Origin of the sequence: Kitasatospora sp. NPDC008050 (assembly GCF_042957465.1) — a bacterium.
Taxonomy (GTDB): domain Bacteria; phylum Actinomycetota; class Actinomycetes; order Streptomycetales; family Streptomycetaceae; genus Kitasatospora.
Map to the genome: position 1 here is coordinate 1 of NZ_JBIBIJ010000006.1, position 24,033 is coordinate 24,033.

The 24,033-nt window shown below is 72.9% G+C and carries 19 protein-coding genes and 1 rRNA gene; 9 read left to right on the forward strand and 11 right to left on the reverse strand.

Annotated elements, in window-relative coordinates; translation table 11 throughout:
• Positions 1-91, forward strand: a 5S ribosomal RNA gene (rrf, locus tag ACFZB9_RS13850); the annotation flags it as partial.
• A gap of 73 nt (positions 92-164) precedes the next feature.
• Here rrf and ACFZB9_RS13855 read toward each other — a convergent pair.
• A complete protein-coding gene (locus ACFZB9_RS13855) occupies positions 165-617 on the reverse strand; it encodes a GNAT family N-acetyltransferase (protein WP_391446784.1) in 453 nt (150 codons plus the stop codon).
• Between the two features lie 28 nt (positions 618-645).
• The gene (locus ACFZB9_RS13860; protein ID WP_391446786.1) at positions 646-1,434 is read right to left on the reverse strand and encodes a VOC family protein; all 789 of its coding nucleotides are present in this window, start codon (positions 1,432-1,434) and stop codon (positions 646-648) included.
• Between the two features lie 264 nt (positions 1,435-1,698).
• Between ACFZB9_RS13860 and ACFZB9_RS13865 the strand changes: the two genes are divergently transcribed.
• From ACFZB9_RS13865 to ACFZB9_RS13875, 3 genes are all read left to right on the forward strand, one after another.
• Entirely contained in the window at positions 1,699-3,966 is a 2,268-nt protein-coding gene (locus ACFZB9_RS13865; protein ID WP_391446788.1) for an ATP-dependent RecD-like DNA helicase, read from the forward strand.
• Positions 3,967-4,183: 217 nt separating this feature from the next.
• Positions 4,184-5,494 (forward strand): citrate synthase, encoded by a 1,311-nt coding sequence (locus tag ACFZB9_RS13870; protein WP_391446789.1) that lies wholly within the window; start codon positions 4,184-4,186, stop codon positions 5,492-5,494.
• 508 nt (positions 5,495-6,002) lie between these two features.
• Entirely contained in the window at positions 6,003-6,722 is a 720-nt protein-coding gene (locus ACFZB9_RS13875) for an SDR family NAD(P)-dependent oxidoreductase (protein WP_391446791.1), read from the forward strand.
• A gap of 42 nt (positions 6,723-6,764) precedes the next feature.
• Here ACFZB9_RS13875 and ACFZB9_RS13880 read toward each other — a convergent pair whose 3' ends face one another.
• Together ACFZB9_RS13880 and ACFZB9_RS13885 are read right to left on the reverse strand one after the other, a co-directional pair.
• The gene (locus ACFZB9_RS13880; protein WP_391446793.1) at positions 6,765-9,038 is read right to left on the reverse strand and encodes a heavy metal translocating P-type ATPase; all 2,274 of its coding nucleotides are present in this window, start codon (positions 9,036-9,038) and stop codon (positions 6,765-6,767) included.
• 118 nt (positions 9,039-9,156) lie between these two features.
• Positions 9,157-9,375 (reverse strand): heavy-metal-associated domain-containing protein, encoded by a 219-nt coding sequence (locus ACFZB9_RS13885; protein WP_391446795.1) that lies wholly within the window; start codon positions 9,373-9,375, stop codon positions 9,157-9,159.
• Positions 9,376-9,644: 269 nt separating this feature from the next.
• Between ACFZB9_RS13885 and ACFZB9_RS13890 the strand changes: the two genes are divergently transcribed.
• Positions 9,645-10,814, forward strand: coding sequence for a PP2C family protein-serine/threonine phosphatase (locus tag ACFZB9_RS13890; protein WP_391446797.1), 1,170 nt, complete (start codon positions 9,645-9,647; stop codon positions 10,812-10,814).
• Between the two features lie 30 nt (positions 10,815-10,844).
• Here ACFZB9_RS13890 and dhaL read toward each other — a convergent pair whose 3' ends face one another.
• Positions 10,845-11,483, reverse strand: coding sequence for a dihydroxyacetone kinase subunit DhaL (gene dhaL / locus ACFZB9_RS13895; protein ID WP_391446799.1), 639 nt, complete (start codon positions 11,481-11,483; stop codon positions 10,845-10,847).
• 44 nt (positions 11,484-11,527) lie between these two features.
• The gene (gene dhaK / locus ACFZB9_RS13900; protein ID WP_391446801.1) at positions 11,528-12,523 is read right to left on the reverse strand and encodes a dihydroxyacetone kinase subunit DhaK; all 996 of its coding nucleotides are present in this window, start codon (positions 12,521-12,523) and stop codon (positions 11,528-11,530) included.
• Between the two features lie 174 nt (positions 12,524-12,697).
• Here dhaK and dhaM point away from each other — a divergent pair, with 174 nt between their 5' ends.
• The gene (dhaM, locus tag ACFZB9_RS13905) at positions 12,698-13,090 is read left to right on the forward strand and encodes a dihydroxyacetone kinase phosphoryl donor subunit DhaM (RefSeq protein WP_391446803.1); all 393 of its coding nucleotides are present in this window, start codon (positions 12,698-12,700) and stop codon (positions 13,088-13,090) included.
• Positions 13,091-13,108: 18 nt separating this feature from the next.
• On the opposite strand, the gene ACFZB9_RS13910 is transcribed toward dhaM, so the two are convergent.
• A complete protein-coding gene (locus tag ACFZB9_RS13910; RefSeq protein ID WP_391446805.1) occupies positions 13,109-14,848 on the reverse strand; it encodes a bifunctional 3'-5' exonuclease/DNA polymerase in 1,740 nt (579 codons plus the stop codon).
• Positions 14,849-14,984: 136 nt separating this feature from the next.
• Between ACFZB9_RS13910 and ACFZB9_RS13915 the strand changes: the two genes are divergently transcribed.
• Positions 14,985-17,012 (forward strand): M3 family metallopeptidase, encoded by a 2,028-nt coding sequence (locus ACFZB9_RS13915; RefSeq protein ID WP_391446806.1) that lies wholly within the window; start codon positions 14,985-14,987, stop codon positions 17,010-17,012.
• Between the two features lie 74 nt (positions 17,013-17,086).
• On the opposite strand, the gene ACFZB9_RS13920 is transcribed toward ACFZB9_RS13915, so the two are convergent.
• The gene (locus tag ACFZB9_RS13920; RefSeq protein ID WP_391446808.1) at positions 17,087-17,794 is read right to left on the reverse strand and encodes a G1 family glutamic endopeptidase; all 708 of its coding nucleotides are present in this window, start codon (positions 17,792-17,794) and stop codon (positions 17,087-17,089) included.
• A 377-nt stretch (positions 17,795-18,171) separates the two neighbouring features.
• A complete protein-coding gene (locus ACFZB9_RS13925; protein ID WP_391446810.1) occupies positions 18,172-18,942 on the reverse strand; it encodes a G1 family glutamic endopeptidase in 771 nt (256 codons plus the stop codon).
• A gap of 259 nt (positions 18,943-19,201) precedes the next feature.
• Here ACFZB9_RS13925 and ACFZB9_RS13930 point away from each other — a divergent pair, with 259 nt between their 5' ends.
• Positions 19,202-20,167 carry a LuxR C-terminal-related transcriptional regulator gene (locus tag ACFZB9_RS13930; RefSeq protein WP_391446811.1) on the forward strand — a complete coding sequence of 322 codons (966 nt, stop codon included), beginning with the start codon at positions 19,202-19,204 and terminating at the stop codon, positions 20,165-20,167.
• A gap of 114 nt (positions 20,168-20,281) precedes the next feature.
• On the opposite strand, the gene ACFZB9_RS13935 is transcribed toward ACFZB9_RS13930, so the two are convergent.
• Positions 20,282-21,859, reverse strand: coding sequence for a glycoside hydrolase family 5 protein (locus ACFZB9_RS13935; RefSeq protein ID WP_391446813.1), 1,578 nt, complete (start codon positions 21,857-21,859; stop codon positions 20,282-20,284).
• An 81-nt stretch (positions 21,860-21,940) separates the two neighbouring features.
• The gene (locus tag ACFZB9_RS13940; RefSeq protein ID WP_391446814.1) at positions 21,941-22,600 is read right to left on the reverse strand and encodes a TetR family transcriptional regulator; all 660 of its coding nucleotides are present in this window, start codon (positions 22,598-22,600) and stop codon (positions 21,941-21,943) included.
• A 171-nt stretch (positions 22,601-22,771) separates the two neighbouring features.
• Between ACFZB9_RS13940 and ACFZB9_RS13945 the strand changes: the two genes are divergently transcribed.
• Positions 22,772-24,007: an acyl-CoA dehydrogenase family protein gene (locus ACFZB9_RS13945; protein WP_391446816.1), complete on the forward strand. Its 1,236-nt coding sequence runs from the start codon at positions 22,772-22,774 to the stop codon at positions 24,005-24,007.
• The last annotated feature ends 26 nt before the right edge of the window (positions 24,008-24,033 follow it).

Genomic DNA, 24,033 nt, shown 5'->3' on the forward strand with positions numbered 1-24,033 from the left:
GCCCGGTTACATTCCGAACCCGGAAGCTAAGCCTCATAGCGCCGATGGTACTGCAGGGGGGACCCTGTGGGAGAGTAGGACGCCGCCGAACAATTCTTCTAGAGAAGCCCCCTTCCGTCAGGAAGGGGGCTTCTCTGCGTTCACCGCCGTTTTCAGAAAGAGGATCAGAGCTGCCGCTTGAATCCGATGTGCGATCCGGTGAATCCCAGCCGCTCGTAGAAGCGGTGCGCGCCGGTGCGGCTCCGGTCCGAGGTGAGCTGCACCAGGCTCGCACCCAGTTCTCGGGACCGCTCGACGGCCCACTCCATCAGCAGAGTGCCCAGGCCGTTGCCCCGCTCGTCGGAGTGGACCCGTACGGCCTCCACGATGACCCGGGTCGCGCCGGTCCGGGACAGGCCCGGGATCACGCTGAGCTGCAGGGTGCCGACCACGCGGCCGGCGCGGACGGCGACGCTCGGATGCTGGTTGGGGTCGGCGGCGATGCGTTCCCAGGCCTCGTAGTAGGGCGCCAGGTCGTCGGGGCTCTCACGGGAGACGGCTACCGAGTCGGCGGCGAGCAGCGCCACGATGGCCGGGATGTCCTCGGGAGTGGCAGGCCGGATCACAAGATCGTTCATGCCGGCCACCTTACGGAGGCGCGATGGCTCACGTGTCGGCGGGAACGCTCTTGATGATGGAGAAGACCGCCCCGTGCGGGTCGGCGAGCTGGGCGAGCCGCCCGACACCCGGGGCGTCCACGGCGGGGGCGCGTACCGCGCCGCCGAGTTCCTGGGTGCGGACGATCACGGCGTCGGGGTCCTCGACCTCGAAGTACGGCAGCCAGTACGAGCCGCCGGCCGCTCTGTCCTCGGGCAGCAGGCTGACGATGCCGCCTTGGCTGGCGTCCGTGCCGCCGCCGGTGGGGGCGACCACGGTGTAGGTGAAGTCGCCGAACGGAACGTCCTGCGTCTGCCAGTTGAAGACGCTCGCGTAGAACGGCTTGGCCGCTGCGGGGTCGCTGGTGTGCAGCTCGGTCCAGCAGAGCGTGCCGACCGAGGTGACGGCCTCCAGGCCAGCGGTCTCGCCGGGTTGCCAGACGGCGAAGCGGGCGCCGGTCGGGTCGGTGTAGCCGGCCATCCGGCCGTCGGTGAAGACGTCGAACGGGCCGAACCGCACCGTGCCGCCGGCCTGCTGGACGAGCTTGTTGGTCTGTTCGGCGTCGTCGGTCTTGAAGTAGAGCGTCCAGGCGGGGTGGGCGCCCTCCTCGGTGAGCGGGCCGAGCGCGGCCACGGTCCGTTCACCGAGGCGGAAGAAGCCGTAGCCGCCCGCGTTGGGGCCGGCGGATTCGAAGGTCCAGTCGAACAGGCTGGTGTAGAAGGTCTCGGAGGCTCTGGTGTCGGGGCTGCCGAGGTCGAGCCAGTTCGGAGCACCGGGGATGTAGCTGGTGGTCAGCATGGTGATTTTCCGCTTCTCTGCGGGCCCGGCGCTGTGGTCTGCGGCCGCGGGCGGTCGCACCGGGCCGGGCAGGACGGGATGGGTCCTCCAGGTTCATCCTCGGCCCTGCACCGGGCGGGGACAATCGCGGCCGCCCGCAGGCCGTGTGCGTGTCGGCGCGGTGTCGTCGCGGCGAGGTAGCGTGCCTCACGCAGGGTTCGGCATTGGCACCGAACACGTGACACCGGGCGAGTGGCACCGGCAGTGGCATGAGGGGGTTCCCGGATGGCCGGGCAGCGGTCCCAGGCGACGCAGGGGCAGGCGGGCGAGCTGCCGGCCCAGCGGCAGCTCGCCGAGGTCGAGGGTGTGCTGGAACGGATCACCTACGCCAACGAGGAGACCGGCTACACGGTGGCCCGGATCGACACCGGGCGTGGCAGCAACGACCTGCTCACGGTGGTCGGCGCGCTCCTCGGCGCTCAGGTGGGGGAGTCCCTGCGGTTGCACGGCCGGTGGGGCTCGCACCCGCAGTACGGACGGCAGTTCACGGTCGAGAACTACACCACGGTGCTGCCCGCCACGGTCCAGGGCATCCAGCGCTATCTCGGTTCGGGCCTGATCAAGGGCATCGGGCCGCGCTTCGCCGAGCGGATCGTGGAGCACTTCGGCGTCGACACGCTGACCGTGATCGAGGAGCAGCCGGGCCGGTTGGTGGAGGTCCCCGGGCTCGGGCCGAAGCGGACCAAGATGATCGCCGCGGCCTGGGAGGAGCAGAAGGCGATCAAGGAGGTGATGGTCTTCCTCCAGGGGGTGGGCGTCTCCACCTCGCTCGCCGTGCGGATCTACAAGAAGTACGGGGACAGCTCGATCGGGGTGGTGAAGAACGAGCCCTACCGGCTGGCCACGGACGTGTGGGGCATCGGGTTCCTGACCGCCGACCGGATCGCGCAGGCGGTGGGGATCCCGCACGACAGCCCGGAGCGGGTGAAGGCCGGGCTGCAGTACGCGCTTTCGCAGAGCAGCGACCAGGGCCACTGCTACCTGCCCGAGGAGCGGCTGATCGCCGACGGGGTGAAGCTCCTTCAGGTGGACGTCGGTCTGGTGATCGAGTGCCTGGCCGAGCTGGTGGCGCAGGAGGGGGTGGTCCGCGAGAGCCTGCCGGGCGACGGTGGCGAGCCGGTGGTCGCCGTCTACCTGGTGCCGTTCCACCGGGCCGAGATCTCGCTGTCGAACCAGTTGCTGCGGCTGCTGCGTTCGGATACCGACCGGATGCCGGCCTTCTCCGGTCGACACGGCGCGGCCGTGGACTGGACGAAGGCGCTGTCCTGGCTGGCCCAGCGCACCGGGGCGGAGCTCGCGCCCGAGCAGGAGCAGTCGGTCAGGCTCGCGCTGACCGAGAAGGTCGCGGTGCTGACCGGGGGGCCGGGCTGCGGCAAGTCGTTCACCGTGAAGTCGATCGTCACGCTCGCCCTGGCCAAGCGCGCCAAGGTGCTGCTGGCCGCCCCGACCGGGCGCGCGGCCAAGCGGCTGGCCGAACTGACGGGGCATCAGGCCTCCACCGTGCACCGGCTGTTGGAGCTGCGACCGGGGGGCGATGCGGCGTACGACCGGGACCGCCCGCTGGACGCCGATCTGGTGGTGGTGGACGAGGCCTCGATGCTGGATCTGATCCTGGCGAACAAGCTGGTGAAGGCGGTGGCGCCCGGCGCCCACCTGCTCTTCGTGGGCGATGTGGACCAGCTGCCCTCGGTCGGTGCGGGGGAGGTGCTGCGCGACATGCTGGCGGAGGGCGGTCCGATCCCCTCGATCCGGCTGACCCGGATCTTCCGCCAGGCCCAGCAGTCGGGGGTGGTGGTCAACGCGCACCGGATCAACGAGGGGCAGCCGCCGCTCACCGACGGCCTGCCCGACTTCTTCCTCTTCGTGGAGGACGACACCGAGCGCGCGGCCGGCCTGGTGGTGGACGTGGTGGCCCGCCGGATCCCGCAGCGGTTCCGGCTGGACCCGCGACGCGACGTGCAGGTGCTGGCCCCGATGCACCGCGGGCCGGCGGGTGCGGGCAACCTCAACACGCTGCTGCAGGCCGCGGTCACCCCGGGCCGGGAGGGGCTGGCCGAGAAGCGCTTCGGCGGGCGGACCTTCCGGGTGGGCGACAAGGTGACCCAGATCCGCAACAACTACGAGAAGGGCCAGAACGGCGTCTTCAACGGGACGGTCGGCGTGGTGACCGCACTGAGCGTGGAGGACCAGCGCCTGACCGTGCTGACCGACGAGGACGAGGAGGTCCCGTACGACTTCGACGAGCTCGACGAGTTGCAGCACGCCTACGCCGTCACGATCCACCGTTCGCAGGGCAGCGAGTATCCGGCGGTGGTGATTCCGGTCACCACCTCGGCCTGGACGATGCTGCAGCGCAACCTGCTCTACACGGCGGTCACCCGGGCGAAGAAGCTGGTGGTGCTGGTGGGCTCGCGCAAGGCGATCGGCCAGGCGGTGCGCACGGTGAGCGCGGGACGCCGCCATTCGGCACTCGATCACCGGCTGGCCGTCTGAGGGCGAATGGGGTCAGGGGCTCCTGCGGGGGTATCTTGACGTGAAGAAATTGATGGACCAGCCTAGTCTTGTCACGATCTTGTCCGGTTCGTATGGGCGGGAGCATCGGTTCTTGTAGTACAGGGCTCTTTTGGGCCACCCCGGGTGCGCGGTCGTCCTCCGGATGGGGGAGGGTGGACGGGCAGGGCACCTTGGAAAGCGGATTTTCATTTCGTAGGTGAGGAAGCGCGTGAGCGAGAACAGTCAGGAATCTGTAGTACTGCGGTACCAGGGCGGCGAGTACGAGTACCCCGTCGTTGAGAGCACTGCTGGGAACGCCGGCTTCGACATCTCGAAGCTGCTCCCGCAGACCGGCCTGGTCACCCTGGACAACGGCTTCGGCAACACCGCTGCCTACAAGTCCGCGATCACCTTCGTGGACGGCGACAACGGCATCCTCCGCTACCGCGGCTTCCCGATCGAGCAGCTGGCCGAGAAGGGCAGCTTCATCGAGACCGCGTACCTCCTGATCAACGGTGAGCTGCCCACCGCCGACCAGCTGGCGGAGTTCAACAGCGAGATCACCCAGCACACCCTGCTGCACGAGGACGTCAAGCGCTTCTACCAGGGCTTCCCCCGGGACGCCCACCCGATGGCGATGCTCTCCTCGGTGGTCGGCGCGCTGTCGACCTTCTACCAGGACAGCCACAACCCGTTCGACGCGGCCCAGCGCCACCTGTCGACGGTGCGCCTGCTCGCCAAGCTGCCGACCATCGCGGCCTACGCGTACAAGAAGTCGGTCGGCCAGCCGTTCGTCTACCCGCGCAACGACCTGAGCTACGTCGAGAACTTCCTGCGGATGACCTTCGCGGTCCCCGCCCAGGACTACGAGCTCAACCCGGTGATCGTCAACGCGCTGGACAAGCTCTTCATCCTGCACGCCGACCACGAGCAGAACTGCTCCACCTCGACGGTCCGCCTGGTCGGTTCCAGCCACGCCAACCAGTTCGCCTCGATCTCGGCCGGTATCTCGGCGCTCTGGGGCCCGCTGCACGGCGGCGCCAACCAGGCCGTGCTGGAGATGCTGGAGCAGATCCAGAAGGACGGCGGCGACGTCGACGCCTTCATCCGCAAGGTGAAGAACCGCGAGGACGGCGTCAAGCTGATGGGCTTCGGCCACCGCGTGTACAAGGCCTTCGACCCGCGCGCCGCGCTGGTCAAGGGCCTGGCGCACGACGTGCTGGCCCAGCTGGGCAAGTCGGACGAGCTGCTGGAGATCGCGCTCAAGCTGGAGGAGCACGCACTCAGCGACGACTTCTTCATCTCCCGCAAGCTGTACCCGAACGTCGACTTCTACACCGGCCTGATCTACCGCGCGATGGGCTTCCCGACCAGCATGTTCACCGTGCTGTTCGCGCTCGGCCGGCTGCCGGGCTGGATCGCCCACTGGCACGAGATGATCAACGACCCGACCAGCCGGATCGGCCGCCCGCGCCAGATCTACACCGGCACCGCGATCCGGGACTACGTCGCGCTCGACAAGCGCTGACCGACCCGCGCACCGCACCTCGAAGGCCCCGCAGCAGCGCTGCGGGGCCTTCGGCGTGCCACGGCACAGGTGCCGTGGCACGAGAAACAACAACGCACGGCGACCGGGAGTGGACGAGGCCGGGAACGGCCGCTCAAAGCGTTCCCGGTCACCCCACTGCCCGGCGCCGTGCGCGCCGACCGCCACCGAGGCGACGGTCTTCCCGGGGCCCGCCGGGACCCCTTTGGCGGTGTGCCGACCGCGGGCGCGCGCCCCTCCCCGGGGGGAGGCGGGACGCGCGGTGCCGTTCCACAGTCGTACAGCCGCACTCACCAAGGTAAGACGTATCTGGGTCGGCAAAGTTACGTCCGGGGGGTGTGAGTTGTCTCTCGCTCTGTTCCGCGCCCCCTGGTTCACCCGCCCATACCACATGACTCCGGCCGCCCGGCGTCACCCTCCCCGCAGCGTTGGCAACCCAGCGTGATAGGAATCGTGGCATTCCGGTACGGACAGGGCGGGAGAGAGACAGATGGCCAGGAACGTTGTCGTCACGGGTGGTGGCACCGGAATCGGCCTGGAGATCGCCCGGCGGTTCGCCGACGCCGGCGACGCCGTGGTGATCGTCGGGCGGCGCCGCGCGGTGCTGGAGGCGGCGGCCGAGCGGCTCGGCGCCACCGTCACCCCGCTGGTCTGTGACCTGGCCGACCCGGACGAGGTGGAGGCGGCGCTGACCAGGCTGCCGGCCCGGATCGACGTCCTGGTCAACAACGCCGGCAGCCGGGAGACCGGTTTCGGGGCCGGCCCGCACGCGCTGCTGGCCCGCTGGCGCGGCGACTTCGAGCGCAATGTGCTGACCGCCGTGCTGCTCACCGAGTCGGTCCGCGACCGGCTCACCCCGGGCGAGGGCCGGGTGATCACGATCAGCTCGATCGCCGCGCTGCGCGGGGCGGGCTCCTACGGGGCCGCCAAGGCCTCGCTGCACGCCTGGAACCACTTCCTGGCCGCCCAGCTCGGCCCCTCCGGGATCACCGCCAACCTGGTGGCGCCCGGCACGGTGGCCGGTACCGAGTTCTTCGGGCCGCGGCTGGACGAGGCCGAGGTCTCCCGGCGGGCGGCGCGCACGCTGCTGGGCCGGATCGGGGAGACCGGTGAGGTCGCCGCCGCCGTGCACTTCCTGGCCTCGCCCGAGGCCGGCTTCATCACCGGCGAGATCCTGCACTGCAACGGCGGCGAGCTGCTCGGGCGCTGACCGAGGAGCCTGCCGCGGTCGCCTCCGTCAGGTGCCCGTCCGTCAGGTACCGAAGCGGCGCAGTCGCAGGCTGTTGCCGACCACGAAGACCGAGGAGAAGGCCATCGTGGCGCCGGCGACCACCGGGTCGAGCAGGCCGGCGGCGGCCAGCGGGATGGCGGCCAGGTTGTAGGCGAAGGCCCAGAACAGGTTGCCCCTGATGGTGCCCAGGGTCCGCCGGGAGAGCCGGATCGCGTCCGCCGCCACCCGCAGGTCGCCCCGGACCAGGGTCAGGTCCCCGGCCTCGATCGCCGCGTCGGTGCCGGTGCCCATGGCCAGGCCCAGGTCGGCCTGGGCGAGCGCGGCCGCGTCGTTGACGCCGTCGCCGACCATCGCCACCGAACGGCCCTCGCCCTGCAGGCGCTTGATCACCGCGACCTTCTCCTCGGGCAGGACCTCGGCGATCACGTCGGCCGGCTCGATGCCGACCTCGGCGGCCACCGTCAGGGCCACCGCGCGGTGGTCGCCGGTCAGCAGCACCGGACGCAGGCCGAGTTCGCGCAGCTCGCGCACCGCGGCCGCGCTGGTCGGCTTGACGGTGTCGGCGACCACCAGCACCGCGCGGGCCGCGCCGTCCCAGCCGATGGCGACGGCGCTGCGCCCGGCCGCCTCGGCGGCGGCCCGGGCCGCCGCCAGCTCGGGGGTGAGCGGCTGCGCCCGGTCGGCCAGCAGACCCGGGCGCCCGGCGAGCACCTCGTGCCCGTCCACCACGCCCTGGACACCGCGTCCCGGCAGGTTCTGGAAGCCCTCGACGGCGGGCAGCGGGCCCAGCTCGGCGACGGCCGCGGCGGCGACGGCCCGGGCGATCGGGTGCTCGGAGGCGTGCTCCAGGGCGCCGGCCAGGCGCAGCGCCTGCTCGCGGGAGACGCCTTCGGCGGTGTGCACCGCGGTCAGCGCCATCGCGCCGGTGGTGACGGTGCCGGTCTTGTCGAGCACGATGGTGTCCACCCGCCGGGTGGTCTCCAGCACTTCGGGCCCCTTGATCAGGATGCCCAGCTGGGCGCCGCGCCCGGTGCCGACCAGCAACGCGGTCGGGGTGGCCAGGCCCAGCGCACAGGGGCAGGCGATGATCAGCACGGCGACGGCCGCGGTGAACGCCTCGGTGGCGCTGCCGGTGATCAGCAGCCAGCCGATCAGGGTGCCGAGCGCGATCAGGATCACCAGCGGCACGAAGACCGCGGAGATCCGGTCGGCCAGCCGCTGGGCGGCGGCCTTGCCGTTCTGCGCCTGCTGGACCAGCTCGGCCATCCGGGCGAGCCGGGTGTCCGCGCCGATCCGGCGGGCCCGGACCACCAGGCGCCCGCCCGCGTTGACGGTGGCGCCGGTGACCTGGTCGCCGACCGTGACCTCGACCGGGACGCACTCGCCGGTCAGCATCGAGGCGTCCACCGCGGAGCTGCCCTCGACCACCACGCCGTCGGTGGCGATCTTCTCGCCGGGGCGGACCACGAAGCGGGTGCCGACGGTCAGTTCGGCCACCGGGACGCGGACCTCGCGGCCCTCGCGCAGCACCGCCACGTCCCTGGCCCCCAGATCGAGCAGGGCGTGCAGCGCGGCCCCGGCGCGGCGCTTGGCGCGGGACTCCAGCCAGCGGCCGAGCAGGATCAGGGTGGTGACGGCGGTCGCGGTCTCCAGGTAGAGGGCCGAGCCGGCGTCACCGCGGGCTATCGCGAGGGTGAACTCGTGCTTCATCCCCGGGCGGCCCGCCTCGCCCAGGAACAGCGCCCAGGTCGACCAGCCGAACGCGGCCAGGGTGCCGAGCGAGACCAGGGTGTCCATGGTGGCCGCGCCGTGGCGCAGGTTGGTCCAGGCCGCCTGGTGGAAGGGCCGGCCGCCGTAGGCGACCACCGGGCCGGTGAGCGCGAAGGCCAGCCACTGCCAGTTGGTGAACTGCAGCGCCGGGACCATCGAGAGCAGGACCACCGGGAGGGTGAGCACGGCGCTGATCAGCAGCCGGTCGCGCTGCGGGTCGTCGGCCGCCGCGGCAGTGCCGGCGGCGGCCGGGACGGCGGTGGCGGCGGGCGCGCTGGGGGCGGGCGGCGGCAGCTCGGCGGTGTAGCCGGTGCGCTCGATGGTGGCGATCAGGTCGGCCACGCCGACGCCGGGGCCGAAGTCGACCCGGGCCTTCTCGGTGGCGAAGTTCACGCTGGCCGCGACGCCGTCCATCCGGTTGAGCTTCTTCTCGATCCTGGCCGCACAGGAGGCGCAGGTCATGCCGCCGATCACGAGCTCGACGCGGTCGCCGGTACCGGCGGGTGCGGAGGTGGCGGTGCTCATCGTGCGGGCTCCTTCGGGACCTTCGAGGAGGGGGAGGGAGGGAGCGGGGGCGCCGGGGCCGGTCCGACCCCGGCCCCCGCAGGCGGCCTGACGGCGCGTGGCCTCAGGCGGCGCGGCCTCAGGCCGCGGGGCCGACCAGCTCGTAGCCCGCCTCGTCGATGGCGGCGCGCACGTCGGCCACCTCCAGGGGCTGCTCGGAGGAGACGGTGACGGTGCCGGACTTGGCGTCGGCAGCGACCTCGGTGACACCCTGCAGGCCGGAGAGCTCGGCGCTGACCGACTTCTCGCAGTGGCCGCAGCTCATGCCGGTGACGGTGTAGGTGACGGTGCTGGACATCGCAGCCTCCAAAGGGGTGTGGGCGCCGGGGGCGGCGCGCCGTACTGTCGGGAACACGATACCCCCTAGGGGTATTCCAGGGGGAGGGTGGACTTCTGACGCGGTGAGATGGTCGTCTCGGTCCGACGACCGACAGTAGCCCCACTGGCACCAGGCGTCGCTCTCCGCCGCTCGCGCTCCCCCGGACGGGCTGCGCTCCGGGTCGTCCACCCGCCGATCGAGGGAGGCGAAGGTGGGCATCCGGGCGCAATGTCCGTAATGTTCGGCGGGTGCTCAGCTTCCGCCGCCCCAGCCCGCTGCTGGCCCCCGACCTCAAGGGGTTGCCCCGGGCGCGCCGGGGGAACGCGCTGGCCGCCGTCGACCTGCGGGACCTGTCCTGGCGGCGCCGGGCCACCCCGGCGTTGCTGGCCATCGTCGCCGTCTGCATCGCGGACCTGGCCACCGGCCGGGAGCGCTACCTGGCCCCGCTGATGACCGTGGTGCCCTCGGTCGCCGCACTCACCCTGTCGGCGATCGGGGTGCTCGGGGTCTGCACCGTGGGCCTGGCGGCGCTGATCGGACTCAACCACTACGACCAGGTCACCGCCGTGCACGACCAGCGTTTCCTGTTCGGCTCGATGATCACCTATGCCGCGCTGACCCTGTTCAGCGCCTATGTCGCGGAGATCCGGATGCGCCGGGCGGCGGCCTTCGCCGCCGTCAGCTCGGTGGCCGAGGCGGCCCAGCGCGCCCTGCTGCGCCGGCCGGGGCCCGAGGTCGGCCCGCTGCGGCTCGCGGTGCGCTACGCCTCGGCGGCCGACGAGGCGCGGATCGGCGGCGACCTCTACTCGGTGCTCGACACCCCGCACGGCACCCGGGCGGTCGTCGGCGACGTCCGTGGCAAGGGGCTGGACGCCGTGCAGACGGCCGCCGTGGTGCTCGGCGCGTTCCGGGAGGCCGCCTACGACGAGCCGGGCCTGCGCCAGGTGGCCGCCCGGATCGAGGCGAGCGTCGAACGGCACGCGCCGGACGGGGAGTTCACCACGGCGCTGTTCGTCGAGGTGCGCGACGGCGGCGCGATGGAGCTGCTGCAGTACGGGCACGTGCCGCCGCTGTGGGTGGGCGCCGACGGCACGGTGACGGTGCTGGAGGCCCCCGACCCGTGGGTGCCGCTCGGGCTCGGGCGCCTGGCACCCGGGCAACCGCAGAGCTGGGACCAGCGGTTCGGCGCCGGGGACGTGCTGGTGCTGTGCACCGACGGCGTGGTGGAGGCCCGACACAAGGGGAGCGGCGAGTTCTATCCGCTGGACCAGCGGGTCGGCGCGCTCGTCGCTGGGGCCGGCGGCTCGGTGGCCGAGCTGGACGACGCGGTCGGGCGGCTGTACGCCGACCTGCTGGCGCACACCGGTGGCGAGCTCAACGACGACGCGCTGCTGCTGCTGGTCAGCCGCTCGATCTGACCAGCAGCACGCGGGGCGGTCAGGCGGGGGTCAGCCGGTGACGGCCTCGGCCAGGGCACGGAAGAGCAGCGCGGTGGAGGTGGCCCCCGGGTCCTGGTGGCCGATGCTGCGTTGGCCCAGGTAGGAGGCGCGGCCCTTGCGGGCCTGCAACGGGATGGTGGCCCGGGCGCCCGCCTCGGCGGCCTCGGCGGCCAGCGCGCTCGCCTCGCGCAGCGTGAAGCCGTCGAAGGCGGCGCGCTCCAGGGCGGCCACGGCCGGCTCGAAGGCGTCGACCATGGTCTTGTCGCCGACCGCGGCGCCGCCCAGCTTCTGCACCGCCCCCAGCCCGGCCCGCAGCGCCTCGGCCAGCGCGGTCAGGTCCGCGGTGGGCGCCGGCAGCGCGGCCCCGGCGACGCGCAGCGCGCTGCCGTAGAGCGGTCCGGAGGCGCCGCCGACCTTGGAGATCAGCGTGCTGCCGGCCTTGCCCAGCACGGTGCCGGGCGTGGCGTCGGCATCGAGTGCGTCCACGGCGGCGACCACGGCGGCGAAGCCGCGCCGCAGGTTGCTGCCGTGGTCGCCGTCGCCGATCGCCGCGTCCAGCGCGGTGAGCTCCTCGTGCTGCCGCTCGATGGCGGCGGCTGCGGCGCGCAGCCAGGCGAGCGCGAGTTCGCGGTCCAGGTCGTTGCGCATGCGGGTTTCCCTCGGAGGCGTCAGGACGGGGTGGTGACGGCCGGTCAGCCGCGTCGCAGGGCGGCGGTGCGCACGGGGGCGTCCCACAGCTCCAGGAGTTCGGGGTCGGCTTTGGTCAGGGTGAGCGAGAAGCCGGCCATGTCCAGGCTGGTGACGTAGTTGCCGACCAGGTTGCGCACGATGCTGATGCCGCGTTCGGCCAGCCGGGCGGCCACCTCGCCGTAGACGATGTACAGCTCCAGCAGCGGGGTCGCGCCGAGGCCGTTGACCAGGGCGATCACCTCGTCGCCGGCGGTCAGGGTGTGGTCGGCCAGGATGGTCTCCACCACCTCGGCGACCAGCTCACCGGCCGGCCGCATCGGTGCGCGACGGCGGCCCGGCTCGCCGTGGATGCCGACGCCGACCTCGATCTCGTCCTCGGGCAGGTCGAAGCCGGGACGCCCGGCGGCCGGGACGGTGGCGGCGGTCAGCGCCACCGCGAAGGAGCGTGAAGCGGCCACCGCGCGCTCGCCCACCGAGGCGACCTCGGCCGCCTCGGCACCGCGCTCGGCCAGCGCGCCGGCCACCTTCTCGACCACCACGGTGGCGCCGGTGCCGCGCCGCCCGGCGGTGAAGGTGGAGTCCTTGACCGCGACGTCGTCGTCGACCAGCACGGTGCGGACCTCGATGCCCTCCTCGGCGGCCAGCTCGGCGGCGAGCGAGAAGTTCATGACGTCGCCGGTGTAGTTCTTCACCACGAAGACCACCCCGGCGCCGCCCTCGGTGGCGCGTACGGCGGCCAGCAGCTGGTCGGGCACCGGGGAGGTGAACACCTCGCCCGGGCAGGCGGCGTCCAGCATGCCGGGGCCGACGAAGCCCCCGTGCAGCGGCTCGTGGCCCGAGCCGCCACCGGAGATCAGCGCGACCTTGCCGGGCCGGGGCGCGTCGGCCCGGCGGATCACCCGGTTCTCCCGGTCCACCGTCAACTCCGGGTGGGCGGCGGCGATTCCGGCCAGGGTGTCGTCGAGCACGGACTCGGGGGTGTTGATCAGCTTCTTCATCGGTGTCTCCGGTGGGGGCGATTGGACCGGCTCGCTTCCGAACCTACGCCACGCGGGGAAGGTTCCTCAGACGTTCGCCAGGACGTGGCGTGGCGGGGTCGCGGCACCCGCCCACCGTGTGCCGGAGCCGCTCAGCGGGTCCGCCGGCAGGGGGAGCCTCTAAGCTCGGTCGGTATGAGGACTTCGGTGGGAATCGTCCTGGTGTCGCACAGTCCGCTGCTGGGCGCGGGAGCGCGCGAACTGGTGGAGCAACTGGGCGGTGGCGCAGTGGCGGTGGCGGTCGCGGCCGGGACCGAGGACGGCGGGATCGGGACCAGCTACGAGCTGATCGCCGAGAGCGTGCGGCAGGTGGACGGCGGTGCGGGGGTGGTGCTGCTGCCGGACCTCGGCAGCTCGGTGCTGACCGCCCGGGCCGTGCTGGACGACCTGGAGCGGGCGGAGGTGGTGCTGGTGGACGCGCCGTTCGTGGAGGGGGCGGTGGCCGCGGTCGTCACCGCCTCGACCGGGGCCGCGCTGGCCGAGGTGGTCCGTTCGGCGCAGGAGGCCTGGCAGGCGCGCAAGTTCTGACCTCCCGTGGGGGCAGCGTCATTTGGCGTCGGCGTAGCACTCCACCACGGCCGTGCTCATCGGGAAGCGCACCGGGCTCGCCCCGAAGACCAGCCGGCTGGCCTCGTCCGCGGCCGCGGTGACGGCTTCGGCCACCTGGTCGGCCGCGTCGGCGGGGCTGTGCACCATCACCTCGTCATGCTGGAAGAAGACCAGGTGCGGGCGGGACCCGGGGCGCTCCAGCTCGGCCAGCCGGCGGCGCAGCGCGGCCAGTAGGGCCAGCGCCCAGTCCGCCGCGCTGGCCTGAATCACGAAGTTGCGGGTGAACCGGCCGCGGGCGCGGGTGGAGCGCCCGCCCTGATCGCCCCCCTCGCCGCCGGGCTCGGCGGCGCTCTCGGCGAGGTCGAGCCAGGCGTCGGAGGGCGGCGGGCAGGGGCGGCCCAGCCGGGAGCTGACGATGCCGCCCTCCTCGCCGGTGCGGGCGGCGGCCTCGACGTAGCCCATCGCGGCCGGATAGCGCTGGCGCAGGGTGGCCAGCAGCGGGCCGATGTCCCCGCTGGTCTGCCCGTACATCGCGCCGAGCAGGCCGAGCTTGGCCTTGTCCCGGTCGCCCTGGAAGGCGGTGGCGGCCAGCGCCTCGTAGAGGTCGCCGCCGGCGGCGGTGCGGGCCAGCGCGGCATCCCCGGAGAGCGCGGTCAGCACCCGGGGCTCCAGCTGGGCGGCGTCGGCCACCACCAGTCGCCAGCCCGGATCGGCCACCACCGCGCGGCGCAGGATCCGCGGGATCTGCAGCGCGCCGCCGCCGCGGCTGGCCCAGCGCCCGGAGACCACCCCGCCCACCACGTACTCGGGGTGGAACCGGCCGCCGCGCGCCCAGGCGTCCTGCCAGGCCCAGCCGTGCGCGGAGTGGATCCGGGACAGCTCCTTGTAACGGATCATCAGCTCGGCGGCCGGGTGGTCCACCTCGCGCAGCTCCCAGACCCGGGTCGAGGTGAGCCGGATGCCCTGCTCGGCGAAGGCGCGCAGCACCTGGGTGTGCGAGTCGGGGTTGAACGGCTTGCCGCCGAGCGCCTGCTGGAGCTGCACGGACAGCTCCGCCAGGCGGGCCGGCTGGGTGCCGGGGATGTGCGGGCGGGGGCCGAGCAGCTCGGTGAGCAGCCGGTCGTGGACCTCGGTGCGCCAGGGCAGGCCGTCCTCGGCCATCTCGGCCGCGGCCAGCGCGCCGGCCGACTCGGCGGCCACCAGCAGCCTGAAGCGCGAGCGGGCCTCGTCGCCTTCGATCGCACGCAACCGGCGCTGCTGGTCGGCGTGGACCTCCAGCACGGCCGCCAGCGGGTCGACGCCGGGCGGCAGTTGCAGGCGGTCGGGGGCGAAGAGGGAGTCCTGGGCCTCGCTCGGGCCGGCCTCGGGCAGGTCGGCGGGCACCGGCAGGCCGCGCAGCCGGGCCACCGCGGCGCCGAGCGAGCGCGGCGCGCCCCAGCGGCCCTCGTGTGCCAGCAGCAGGGCCTCGACCAGCCGCAGGTCGTGGCAGCGACCGAGCCGGTGCGGCAGCAGGGGCAGCAGCGGGGCGTAACCCGACTCGGCCGCCGCCCAGACCCAGCGCGGGTGCTCGGCGGCCTCCAACTCGGCGACGGTGGCGGCGAGCTCGGCGGTGCGCAGCGGACCGCCGACCGGCTCGCCCTCGTCGGTGAGGCGGTGCAGGCGGCCGCCGCGCCCGTGGGCGTCGGGGACCAGGGCGATCCTGGCGGGCACGGCGGGCCTCCATATCAGGACGGGCATCAGGACGGACATCAGGACGGACTCAGGACGGGCATCAGGACGGATGCTCAGGACAAATGACGGGATAGCGGGCGAGCCATCGGCTCGACACCGACCGTAGCGCGCGGCACTGACAGCGGCGCGTAGGGTCGGCGGAATGACGGACAATCCCTTCTTCGCGCCCAGCCAGCTTCCCTACGCGTTGCCGCCCTTCGCCGAGATCCGCGCGGAGCACTACCGGCCGGCCCTGGAGGCGGGCATGGCCGAGCAGCTGGCCGAGATCGCCCGGATCACCGCGAACCCGGAGCCGGCCGGCTTCGAGAACACGATGGTGGCCCTGGAGCGCACCGGGGAGCTGCTGCGCCGGGTGCTGGCCGTGTTCGAGATCAAGACCAGCGCCGACACCGACCCGGTCCTGCAGGAGCTGGACACCGAGTTCAAGCCCAGGCTGGCCGCGCACCGCGACGCGGTCCACCTGGACCGCGCGCTCTTCGCCCGGATCGACGCGGTGCACGCCGAGCGGGCCGGACTGGAGCTGGACGCCGAGTCGCTGCGGCTGCTGGAGCGCCACCACGACCGCTTCGTGCGGGCCGGGGCGCAGCTGCCCGAGGCCGACCAGCAGCGGCTGCGCGAGCTGAACGCCGAGCTGGCCGCCGCCACCGCCGCCTTCGGGCAGAACCTCTACGCCGCCAACGCGGCCGGCGCCCTGGTGCTGGAGCGCGCCGAGGAGCTGGCCGGGCTCTCCGAGGAGGCGATCGCGGCCGCGGCCGACAACGGCCGGGCCCTCGGCCACGAGGGCAAGTACGTGCTGAGCCTGCTGAACTTCACCGAGCAGCCCGCGCTGGCCCAGCTGACGGACCGTGAGGTCCGCCGCCGGCTGCTGGCCGCCTCGGTGGACCGGGCGCTCGCCACCAACGGGCCGGTGGCCGCCCGGATGGCCGCGCTGCGGGCCGAGCGGGCCGCGCTCTTCGGACACCCGAGCCACGCCTCCTACGTGGTGGCCGACGAGACCGCGGGGAGCGTGGCGGCGGTCACCGAGCTGCTGGAGCGGCTGGTGCCGCCGGCGGTGGCCAACGCCGAGCGGGAGCTGGACCGGCTGCGGGCGGCCGCCGTGGCCGACGGCGTCACCGACTTCGGCCCGCACGACCTGGCGTTCTACGCCGAGCGGGTGCGGTTGGCCGAGTACGACCTGGACAGCGCCGCGCTGCGCCCGTACTACGAGCTGGAACGGGTGCTGCACGACGGGGTGTTCCACGCGGCCGGCCTGGTCTACGGGCTGAGCTTCACCGAGCGCCCCGACCTGGTCGGCTACCACCCCGACACCCGGGTGTTCGAGGTCTTCGAGCAGGACGGCACCCCGCTGGGCCTGTTCCTGGCCGACTTCTTCGCCCGGCCGTCCAAGCGCGGCGGCGCCTGGATGGACGAACTCGTGATGCAGAACGACCTGTTCGGCCATCGGCCGGTGGTCCACAACAACCTGAACATCACCAAGCCGGCGCCCGGCTCCCCGGTGCTGCTCAGCAGCGACGAGGTCCGCACGCTGTTCCACGAGTTCGGCCACGCGCTGCACGGCCTGTTCTCCGCGGTGCGCTACCCGCTGCTGGCCAGCACCCAGGTGCCGCGCGACTTCGTGGAGTTCCCCTCGCAGGTCAACGAGATGTGGGCGAACTGGCCCGAGGTGCGGGCGAACTACGCCAGGCACCACGAGACGGGGGAGCCGCTGCCGGCCGAGCTGGTGGAGCGGCTCGCCGCGGCCCAGCAGTTCGGCGAGGGCTACCGGACCGTCTCCTACCTGGCCGCCACGCTGCTGGACTGGGCCTGGCACACCCTGCCGGCCGGCGAACTCGTCGAGGACGCGGGCGCGTTCGAGGCCGTGGCGCTGGAGCGGGCGGGCCTGGCGCTTACCGCGGTGCCGCCGCGCTACCGGACGGCCTATTTCAGCCACCTGTTCAGCCACGGCTACAGCGCGGGCTACTACGCCTACATCTGGTCGGAGGTGCTGGACGCCGACACGGTGGAGTGGTTCCGCGGCAACGGGCGACCGGTGCGCGAGAGCGGGGAGCTGTTCCGGCGCGAACTGCTCTCCCGGGGCAGCACGGTGCCGGCGCTGGCGGCGTTCCGCGCGGTGGTCGGGCGTGAGCCCGACACCGCACCGCTGCTGGCCCGGCGCGGGCTGACGGGCTGACCCGTGGACGACGCTGCCTCCCGGGCGTCGGGCCCGGGAGGCAGCGGGGGACTCGGCCGGAATCAGCCGGGGAATCAGCCGGGAATGATGGAGAAGGCGCCGCCCTGCAGCTGGGTCTCGGTGTACTGGCCGCTGTCGATGGCCTGCGGCCCGTAGCTGTCGAAGGCCTGGCCGTTCACCGTGAGGTTGGAGAAGTTCAGCGAGTTGAAGGACGGGTAGCTCTGGCTCGGGGACTCGATGACCGCCTCGGCGCTGACGTCCTGGGCGCGCAGGGTCTTGGTGACGGTCTTGGTCCAGCCCTTGGTCGCGTCGGTGAGCGTGAGCGTGTAGCTGCTGCGGCTGGTGTTCGTCACGCTGGCGTTGAAGGTGTCGCCGGCGCTGACCGGGTTGCTGAAGTACTGCGGCGGCGCGGGGTACATCTCGTACCAGGCGGAGTAGACCGGGGAGCCGCTGGAGCAGTCCGCCTGGACGCCGGTCTGCTCCACCGTCGACGAGCCGTAGCCGTCGATGCCGATCCACGGGGCGAACAGGTCGTTGCTGGTGTTGCACTGGACGTCCGGCATGGTCCAGGAGCCGGTGATGCTCTTGAAGCCGCTGCCCTGGGCGACGTAGCCGCCCCAGTTGCTGTCGCCGGAGAACGGCTGGCCGCCCCAGGTGTGGTGCGGGGCGTAGAAGTGCGGGGTGGCGGCCTGCGCGGCGGGGGCGGCGAAGGCGGCACCGGAGAGGGCGAGCAGCGCGGCTATGGCGGCGCGGGCGGGCTTGCGCAGGCGAGTGCTGGTCATGTGGGGGCTGCTCCTCGAAAACGTGGGGGTCGACACGTCGGGCAGTCCTCGGGTGGGGCCTGATGACTGCCGGGCGTGCGGATCAGCGTGCGGCCCCGAGGTCATCGGCTGGAAGGTGGGAACCGAGGCAGGATTGCGACATGGCGGAAACATGACAGGGGTCAGAGCTCCTGATCGCCGCCCTGGCGCACACCGACGCCGGGCCGTCAGCAGTCCGGCGCGCCACGGGATCACCGTGGCGCGCCGGCTCCGCTCGGACACACCGTCAGGGCCGGTGCCCGTCAGCGCCGATGTCCGTCAGGGGCGGTGTCCGTCAGCACCGATGGCGGTCAGGGCCGGTGACGGTCAGGGCCGGTGACGGTCGACGCCGGTGACGGTCAGGCGTGCCTGGCCGACGTCCAGTTGCCGCCGCCCGCCGGGACGATGGCGAACGAGCCGTTCTGCAGCTGGGTCTCGGTGTACTGGCCGCTGTCGATGGCCTGCGGCGAGAAGCTGTCGAAGACCTGGCCGTTCACCGTGACGTTGGAGAAATCCAGCTCGTTGAAGGACGGGTAGCTCTGGCTCGGGGACTCGATGACCGCCTCGGCGCTGACGTTCTGCGCGCCCAGGTTCTGCGTGGTGTTCTCGGACCAGCCGAGGGTGTTGTCGGTCAGCGTCAGCGTGTAGTTGCCGTTGCCGTCGGTGGTCACGCTGCCGGTGAAGCTGTCCCCGGCATTCACCGGGTCGCTGAAGTACTGCGGCGGGGCCGGGTACATCTCGTACCAGCCGGAAAGCACCGGCGAGCCGCTGGAGCAGTCCACCTGGACGCCGGTCTGCTCGACGGTCTGCGAGCCGTAGCCGTCGATGCCGACCCAGGGGGCGAAGAGGTCGTTGCTGGTGTTGCAGGTGACCTGCGGCATCGTCCAGGACCCGGTGACGCTGCTGAAGTTGCTGCCCTGGGCGACGTAACCGCCCCACACGCCACCGTCGTAACGGCGTGAGCCGTGGCCGTAGTGCAGCGCGGCGTGCGAGCCCTGGTGAGCGGGGCCGAAGGCGACGGCGGGGCCCGGGGCCGCGGCGAAGGCCGGTGTGGCGAGCGCGGCCCCGGAGATGGTGAGCGCGGCGGCGACGGCGAGCCGCAGCGCACGAACGGTGCGAAGGCTGGACATGGGGGTACTCCTCATCCGTGGGGGTGGAGCACTGCGGCAGCCCTCGGGTGGGGTTGACGGCTGCCGGGCGATGCGGCTCAGCGTGCGGCCCCGTCGGACCGGCTGGAAGGTGGCGGCCGGGCCCGGAATGCGACATGGCGGAAACATGACAGCTGTCAGAACTCTTGATTTCCGTCCTGACGTACACCAAAGTCAGGTCGACAACAGGCCGGACGCCGAGGTGAGAGGCCGGTCGCGGAGCAGTGGGAGCCGGGGGCAGGTGGCCGAGCAGTGGACGGGGCGGTTCGGGGGTCTCGGTCTGGCTGCCGACCAGGAGTTGCTCTACCTCCATCTGCTGTCGACCCCGGGCCTGAGCGTGGGTCAGCTCGCCGCCGCGCTCGGGATCGCCGTCGAGCAGGCGCAGGTCGCGCTCGGCGCGCTGGCCGAACTCGGCCTGGTCGAGCGGCCGACGGCGGACGGCGGAGTGTGGAGCGCGGCGGCCCCCGACGTGGCGTTGGAGGAACTGCTGCTCCGTCGTGAGCTGGAGCTGCGCCGCACCCGCGGGCGGATCACCGAGCTGCTGCGCACCTACCGGCGTACCAGCAGCGGCCCCGAGGGCGAGCTGGTCGAGGTGATCACCGGGCGCGAGTCGATCTCCGAGCTGTGGCGCAGTCTCCAGGTGGGCGTGCGGCAGCAGTTGCGGGTGCTGGACAAGCCGCCGTACATCCGCCGTTCCGACCCGGAGCTCGAACTCGCCGCGCTCGGCCGGGGCGTGCGGATGCGGGTGGTCTACGAGAGCCAGGTGCTGCGCGACCCGGAGCGGGTGGCCGAGATCCAGCTGTACGCCGGAGCCGGCGAGCAGGCCCGGGTGCTGCCCGAACTGCCGCTCAAGCTGGCGCTGGTGGACGATCGCTGGGCGCTGCTGCCGGTCAGCTCGGGCACCGAGCTGCAGAGCGTGCTCCTGGTGCGCCCGTCCTCGCTGCTGGACGCGCTGGCCGGGCTGTTCGAGCTGTACTGGTCCCGGGCGATGCGGGTGCCCGCGGCCGACTCCACCGACCTGCCGCGCGACCGGCACCGCCAGTTGCTGACGCTGCTCGCGGCCGGGCTGACGGACGAGAGCATCGCGCGGCAGATGGGCGTCTCGACGCGGACGGTGCAGCGCTGGGTGCGGGAGCTGATGGACCGGTTCGGCGCGCGCACCCGGTTCCAGGCCGGGATCCAGGCGGCGCGCGCCGACCTGCTCTGAGCCTTCCTTCGAGGCTTCCTCAGGGGGTCCTCAGGGGTTCCGTCCGGGGCTTCCTCACGGGTTCCCCCACGGGTTCCCTCACGGGTTCCCCCACGGGTTCCCTCAGACGTTCCGTCAGCTGGTGACGGTCAGGGTGGCCTCGGTGCCGCGGGGGAGCCTGACCCGCGGGTGCCCCGGGGTGCGGGTGTCGATGGTCACCCGGTCCGTGCCGGTGACGGCGATCCGGGCGGTGGGCGGTGCGGCCAGCTCGGTCCAGCCGCCGTCGGCCCGGAAGGTGACGGTGTAGGAGTCGGCCGCCCAGCTCTCGTGCTCGGGGCGGCCCGCCAGGACGGGCGCGTACGGTCCGAAGACGGGGCCGTCCCCGGGCGCGGGCTGCCCGTCCGTCCCCAAAACGCAGTAGCCGCCCTCGCCCTGGCACCAGTACCACATGGTCCAGGCGCTCGCGAAGCCCGCCATCGCGGCGATCTGCCGGCGCACCAGCTCGGTGTTGCCCGGGGTGCGGGAGTTCGGCGGGCCCCACTCGCCGACCAGCAGCGGCATCCGGTGGGCGCTCGGGTAGGCGCTGATCGCGGCGGTGTAGGAGGCGATGAAGCCGTCGGCCGGGTTCCAGTCGGCGCCGTTCTCCACCGCGGTGTCGTAGAAGTGCGGGGCGTAGCCGAGCCGCGGCGGGCCCGGGCGAGGGTCGGTGAAGCCCGGCAGCCGGGTCGGCACGCCCTCGCCGACCAGCACGGTCGGTTCGACGAAGAGCCAACTGCGTTGGTCCACCGCGCGGATCGCGCCGATCAGCCGCTGGTACATGGCCGCCAGGCGCCCCTGTTCGAGCTGCGCCGAGGCGGCCACGAGAACCGCCGGGTCGCTCGGGTCGCCGTCGACCGGTCCGAACGGCTCGTTGAACAGGTCGTAGCCCAGCAGGGAGCGGTGGCCGCGCAGTTCGGCGGCCAGGTGGGTATAGAACTCGGCCTGCCAGCGGCGCAGGTCCGGGTCGTCGTAGAGGTGGCGGAAGGCGGCCTGGACGGCGGGCTGGAAGTAGCCGGCGAACCAGTCGTTCGGGTCCGGGACGAACGGGAGCCCGTCGTCCCGGGTGGCCCAGGGCGGGATGCCCCGGTCGCCGCCGCCGAAGGCCGGGCCGTAGACGTCCTGGTGGAAGTCGATCACGGCGAGCAGGCCGTACCGGTCGGCCCAGCCCAGCAGGCGCTGGAGCTTGGTGAGTTCGGCCTGGTCGTAGTGGCCGCGGGTGGGCTCCAGACGGTCCCAGGAGATCGCCACCCGGATCAGCGTGAAGCCGCGGTCGGCGATCGAGCGCAGATCGGCCTCGGTGGTCTCGTCGTACTTGTCGAGATCGAAGCCGCGTGGTTCGAGGACCCGCCCCGACCGGTCGGTGAAGAGCACCCGGCCGTCCGGCGTGGGGCTCGCGGTGGTGGGGAAGTCGGGCGGCGGGTAGCCGGTTCGCGTGGTGCCGGGCCGCGGGTCGCCGAGCTGCGGGTTGCCGGGCTGCGGGTCGCCGGGCCGGGCGAGAGCGGGTGGCGCGCCGATCAGCAGGGCGGCGGCGGTCAGCAGGCTCAGCAGCAGGGCTGTGGTTCGGCGGGCGGCGGCATGGGCTGCGGTTCGGCAGGCGGTGGCATGGGTGGTGGTTCGGCGGCCGGTGGCATGGGTGGTGGGGATACGGGCGGCGGCGGTACGGAGGGTGCGCACGGACACCTCGCACGGGCGGCGGGCAGGACGGGCGCCGATGCTCGCGCACCGGCGCCGCCGCGCGCAAGAGTGCCGTCGTCCCTATTCGGCGCCCGCCGGCGGGGCCGGGCTCTCCGGCGGGGGCGTGGAGTTGCCGCCCGGCAGCGGGGCCGCGGGCAGTGGCGCGGCGGCGGCCAGCCGCCCCCAGAGCAGGTCGGCCAGCGCCTGCACCATCCGGGCCCGGGGGCAGGGCCGCTGCTCCAGCCACCAGTCCCCGGCGGCCAGCACCATGCCGGTGATGGCGCGCCCCCAGGCCTCGGAGAGCAGCGGAGCGTCGGGGCCGAGGTCGACCTGGGCGGTGACCGCCCGGGTGATCTCCTCGGCGATCTGCCGCAGTGCGGGCGCCAGGGCGTTGCCCACGCCGTGCGGGTCGCCCGGCTCCGGGTGGGTGAGCAGCTGGTAGACCTGCGGGCGGGACTCGATCCCGGCCAGGTAGGTGTCCAGCACGTGTTCCACCCGCTCGCGGCGCTCCAGCGGCTCGTCGAGCGCGGTGCGCACGGCGGCCAGCAGGCCGGAGGTGTGACGCTCGGTCAGGGCCCGGAAGAGTCCGCTGCGATCGCCGAAGTGCCGGTAGAGGATCGGCTTGGTGATGCCGGCCTCGGCGGCGATCGCGTTCATACTCGCGCCCGGGCCCTCCCGGCTGACCACTCGGTCGGCGGCGTTGAGCAGTTGCTCCCTGCGCGGTTCCTCCAGGGCGGTCACCCGGCCCTCCGTTCTCTCGGCTCCCCGTTGCGCTGTGCGTTGACAGCCGTGAGCTATCAGTAGCAGACTCCGTCGATGTTACCCCCGGTAACACCCCGGGGCGGCACCCCGTGTGGCACGACACCGGACGGCGTGACACCGGATGGCGCGATCTTGATCCTGGAGGACTGCATGAACCCCTTCTCGCTGGCGCTCGGCGAGGACCAGCTCGCCGTCCGCGACTGGCTGCACGGCTTCGCCGCCGACGTGATGCGCCCGGCCGCCGCCGAGTGGGACGAGCGCGAGGAGACCCCCTGGCCGATCATCCAGGAGGCCGCCAAGCTCGGGATCTACTCGCTCGACTTCTACGCCCAGCAGTACTTCGACCCCTCCGGCGTCGGGATACCGGTGGCCATGGAGGAGCTCTTCTGGGGCGACGCGGGCATCGGCCTGTCGATCGTGGGCACCACGCTGGCGGCCGTCGCCGTGCTGGCCAACGGCACCGACGAGCAGATCGGCACCTGGGCCCCGCAGATGTTCGGCACCCCCGAGGACGTCAAGGTGGCCGCCTTCTGCTCCTCCGAACCGGACGCCGGCTCGGACGTGTCGGCGCTGCGCACCCGGGCCGTCTACGACCAGGCCAAGGACGAGTGGGTGCTGAACGGCACCAAGACCTGGGCCACCAACGGCGGTATCGCCGCGGTGCACGTGGTGGTCGCCACCGTCGACCCCGCGCTCGGCGCCCGTGGCCAGGCCTCCTTCGTGGTGCCGCCGGGCACGCCGGGCCTGGCGCAGGGGCAGAAGTTCAAGAAGCACGGCATCCGCGCCTCGCACACCGCCGAGGTGGTGCTGGACAACGTGCGGGTGCCCGGGCACTGCCTGCTGGGCGGCAAGGAGAAGCTGGACGAGCGGCTGGCCCGCGCCCGGGAGCGGGCGGCCGGCGGCGAGGCGCGGGGCAAGGCGGGCAAGAACGCCGCGATGGCCACCTTCGAGGCCTCCCGCCCGGCGGTGGGCGCGCAGGCGATCGGGATCGCGCGGGCCGCCTACGAGGTGGCGCTGGACTACGCGAAGACCCGGGTGCAGTTCGGCCGCCCGATCATCGACAACCAGGGGGTGGCGTTCACCCTGGCCGATATGCGCACCCGGATCGACGCGGCACGGCTGCTGGTCTGGCGGGCCTCCTGGATGGCCGCCAACCAGCAGCCGTTCACCGCGGCCGAGGGGTCGATGTCCAAGCTCTACGCCGGCGAGACCGCCAAGTGGGTGACGTCGCAGGCGATGCAGCTGCTGGGCGGCAACGGCTTCACCCGCGAGTACCCCGTGGAGCGGATGCACCGGGACAGCGCGATCTACACGATCTTCGAGGGGACCAGCGAGATCCAGCGGCTGGTGATCGCGCGGACCATCTCGGGGCTGCCGATCCGCTGACGGCGGTCGAGCGGGCCCGGTCGGGG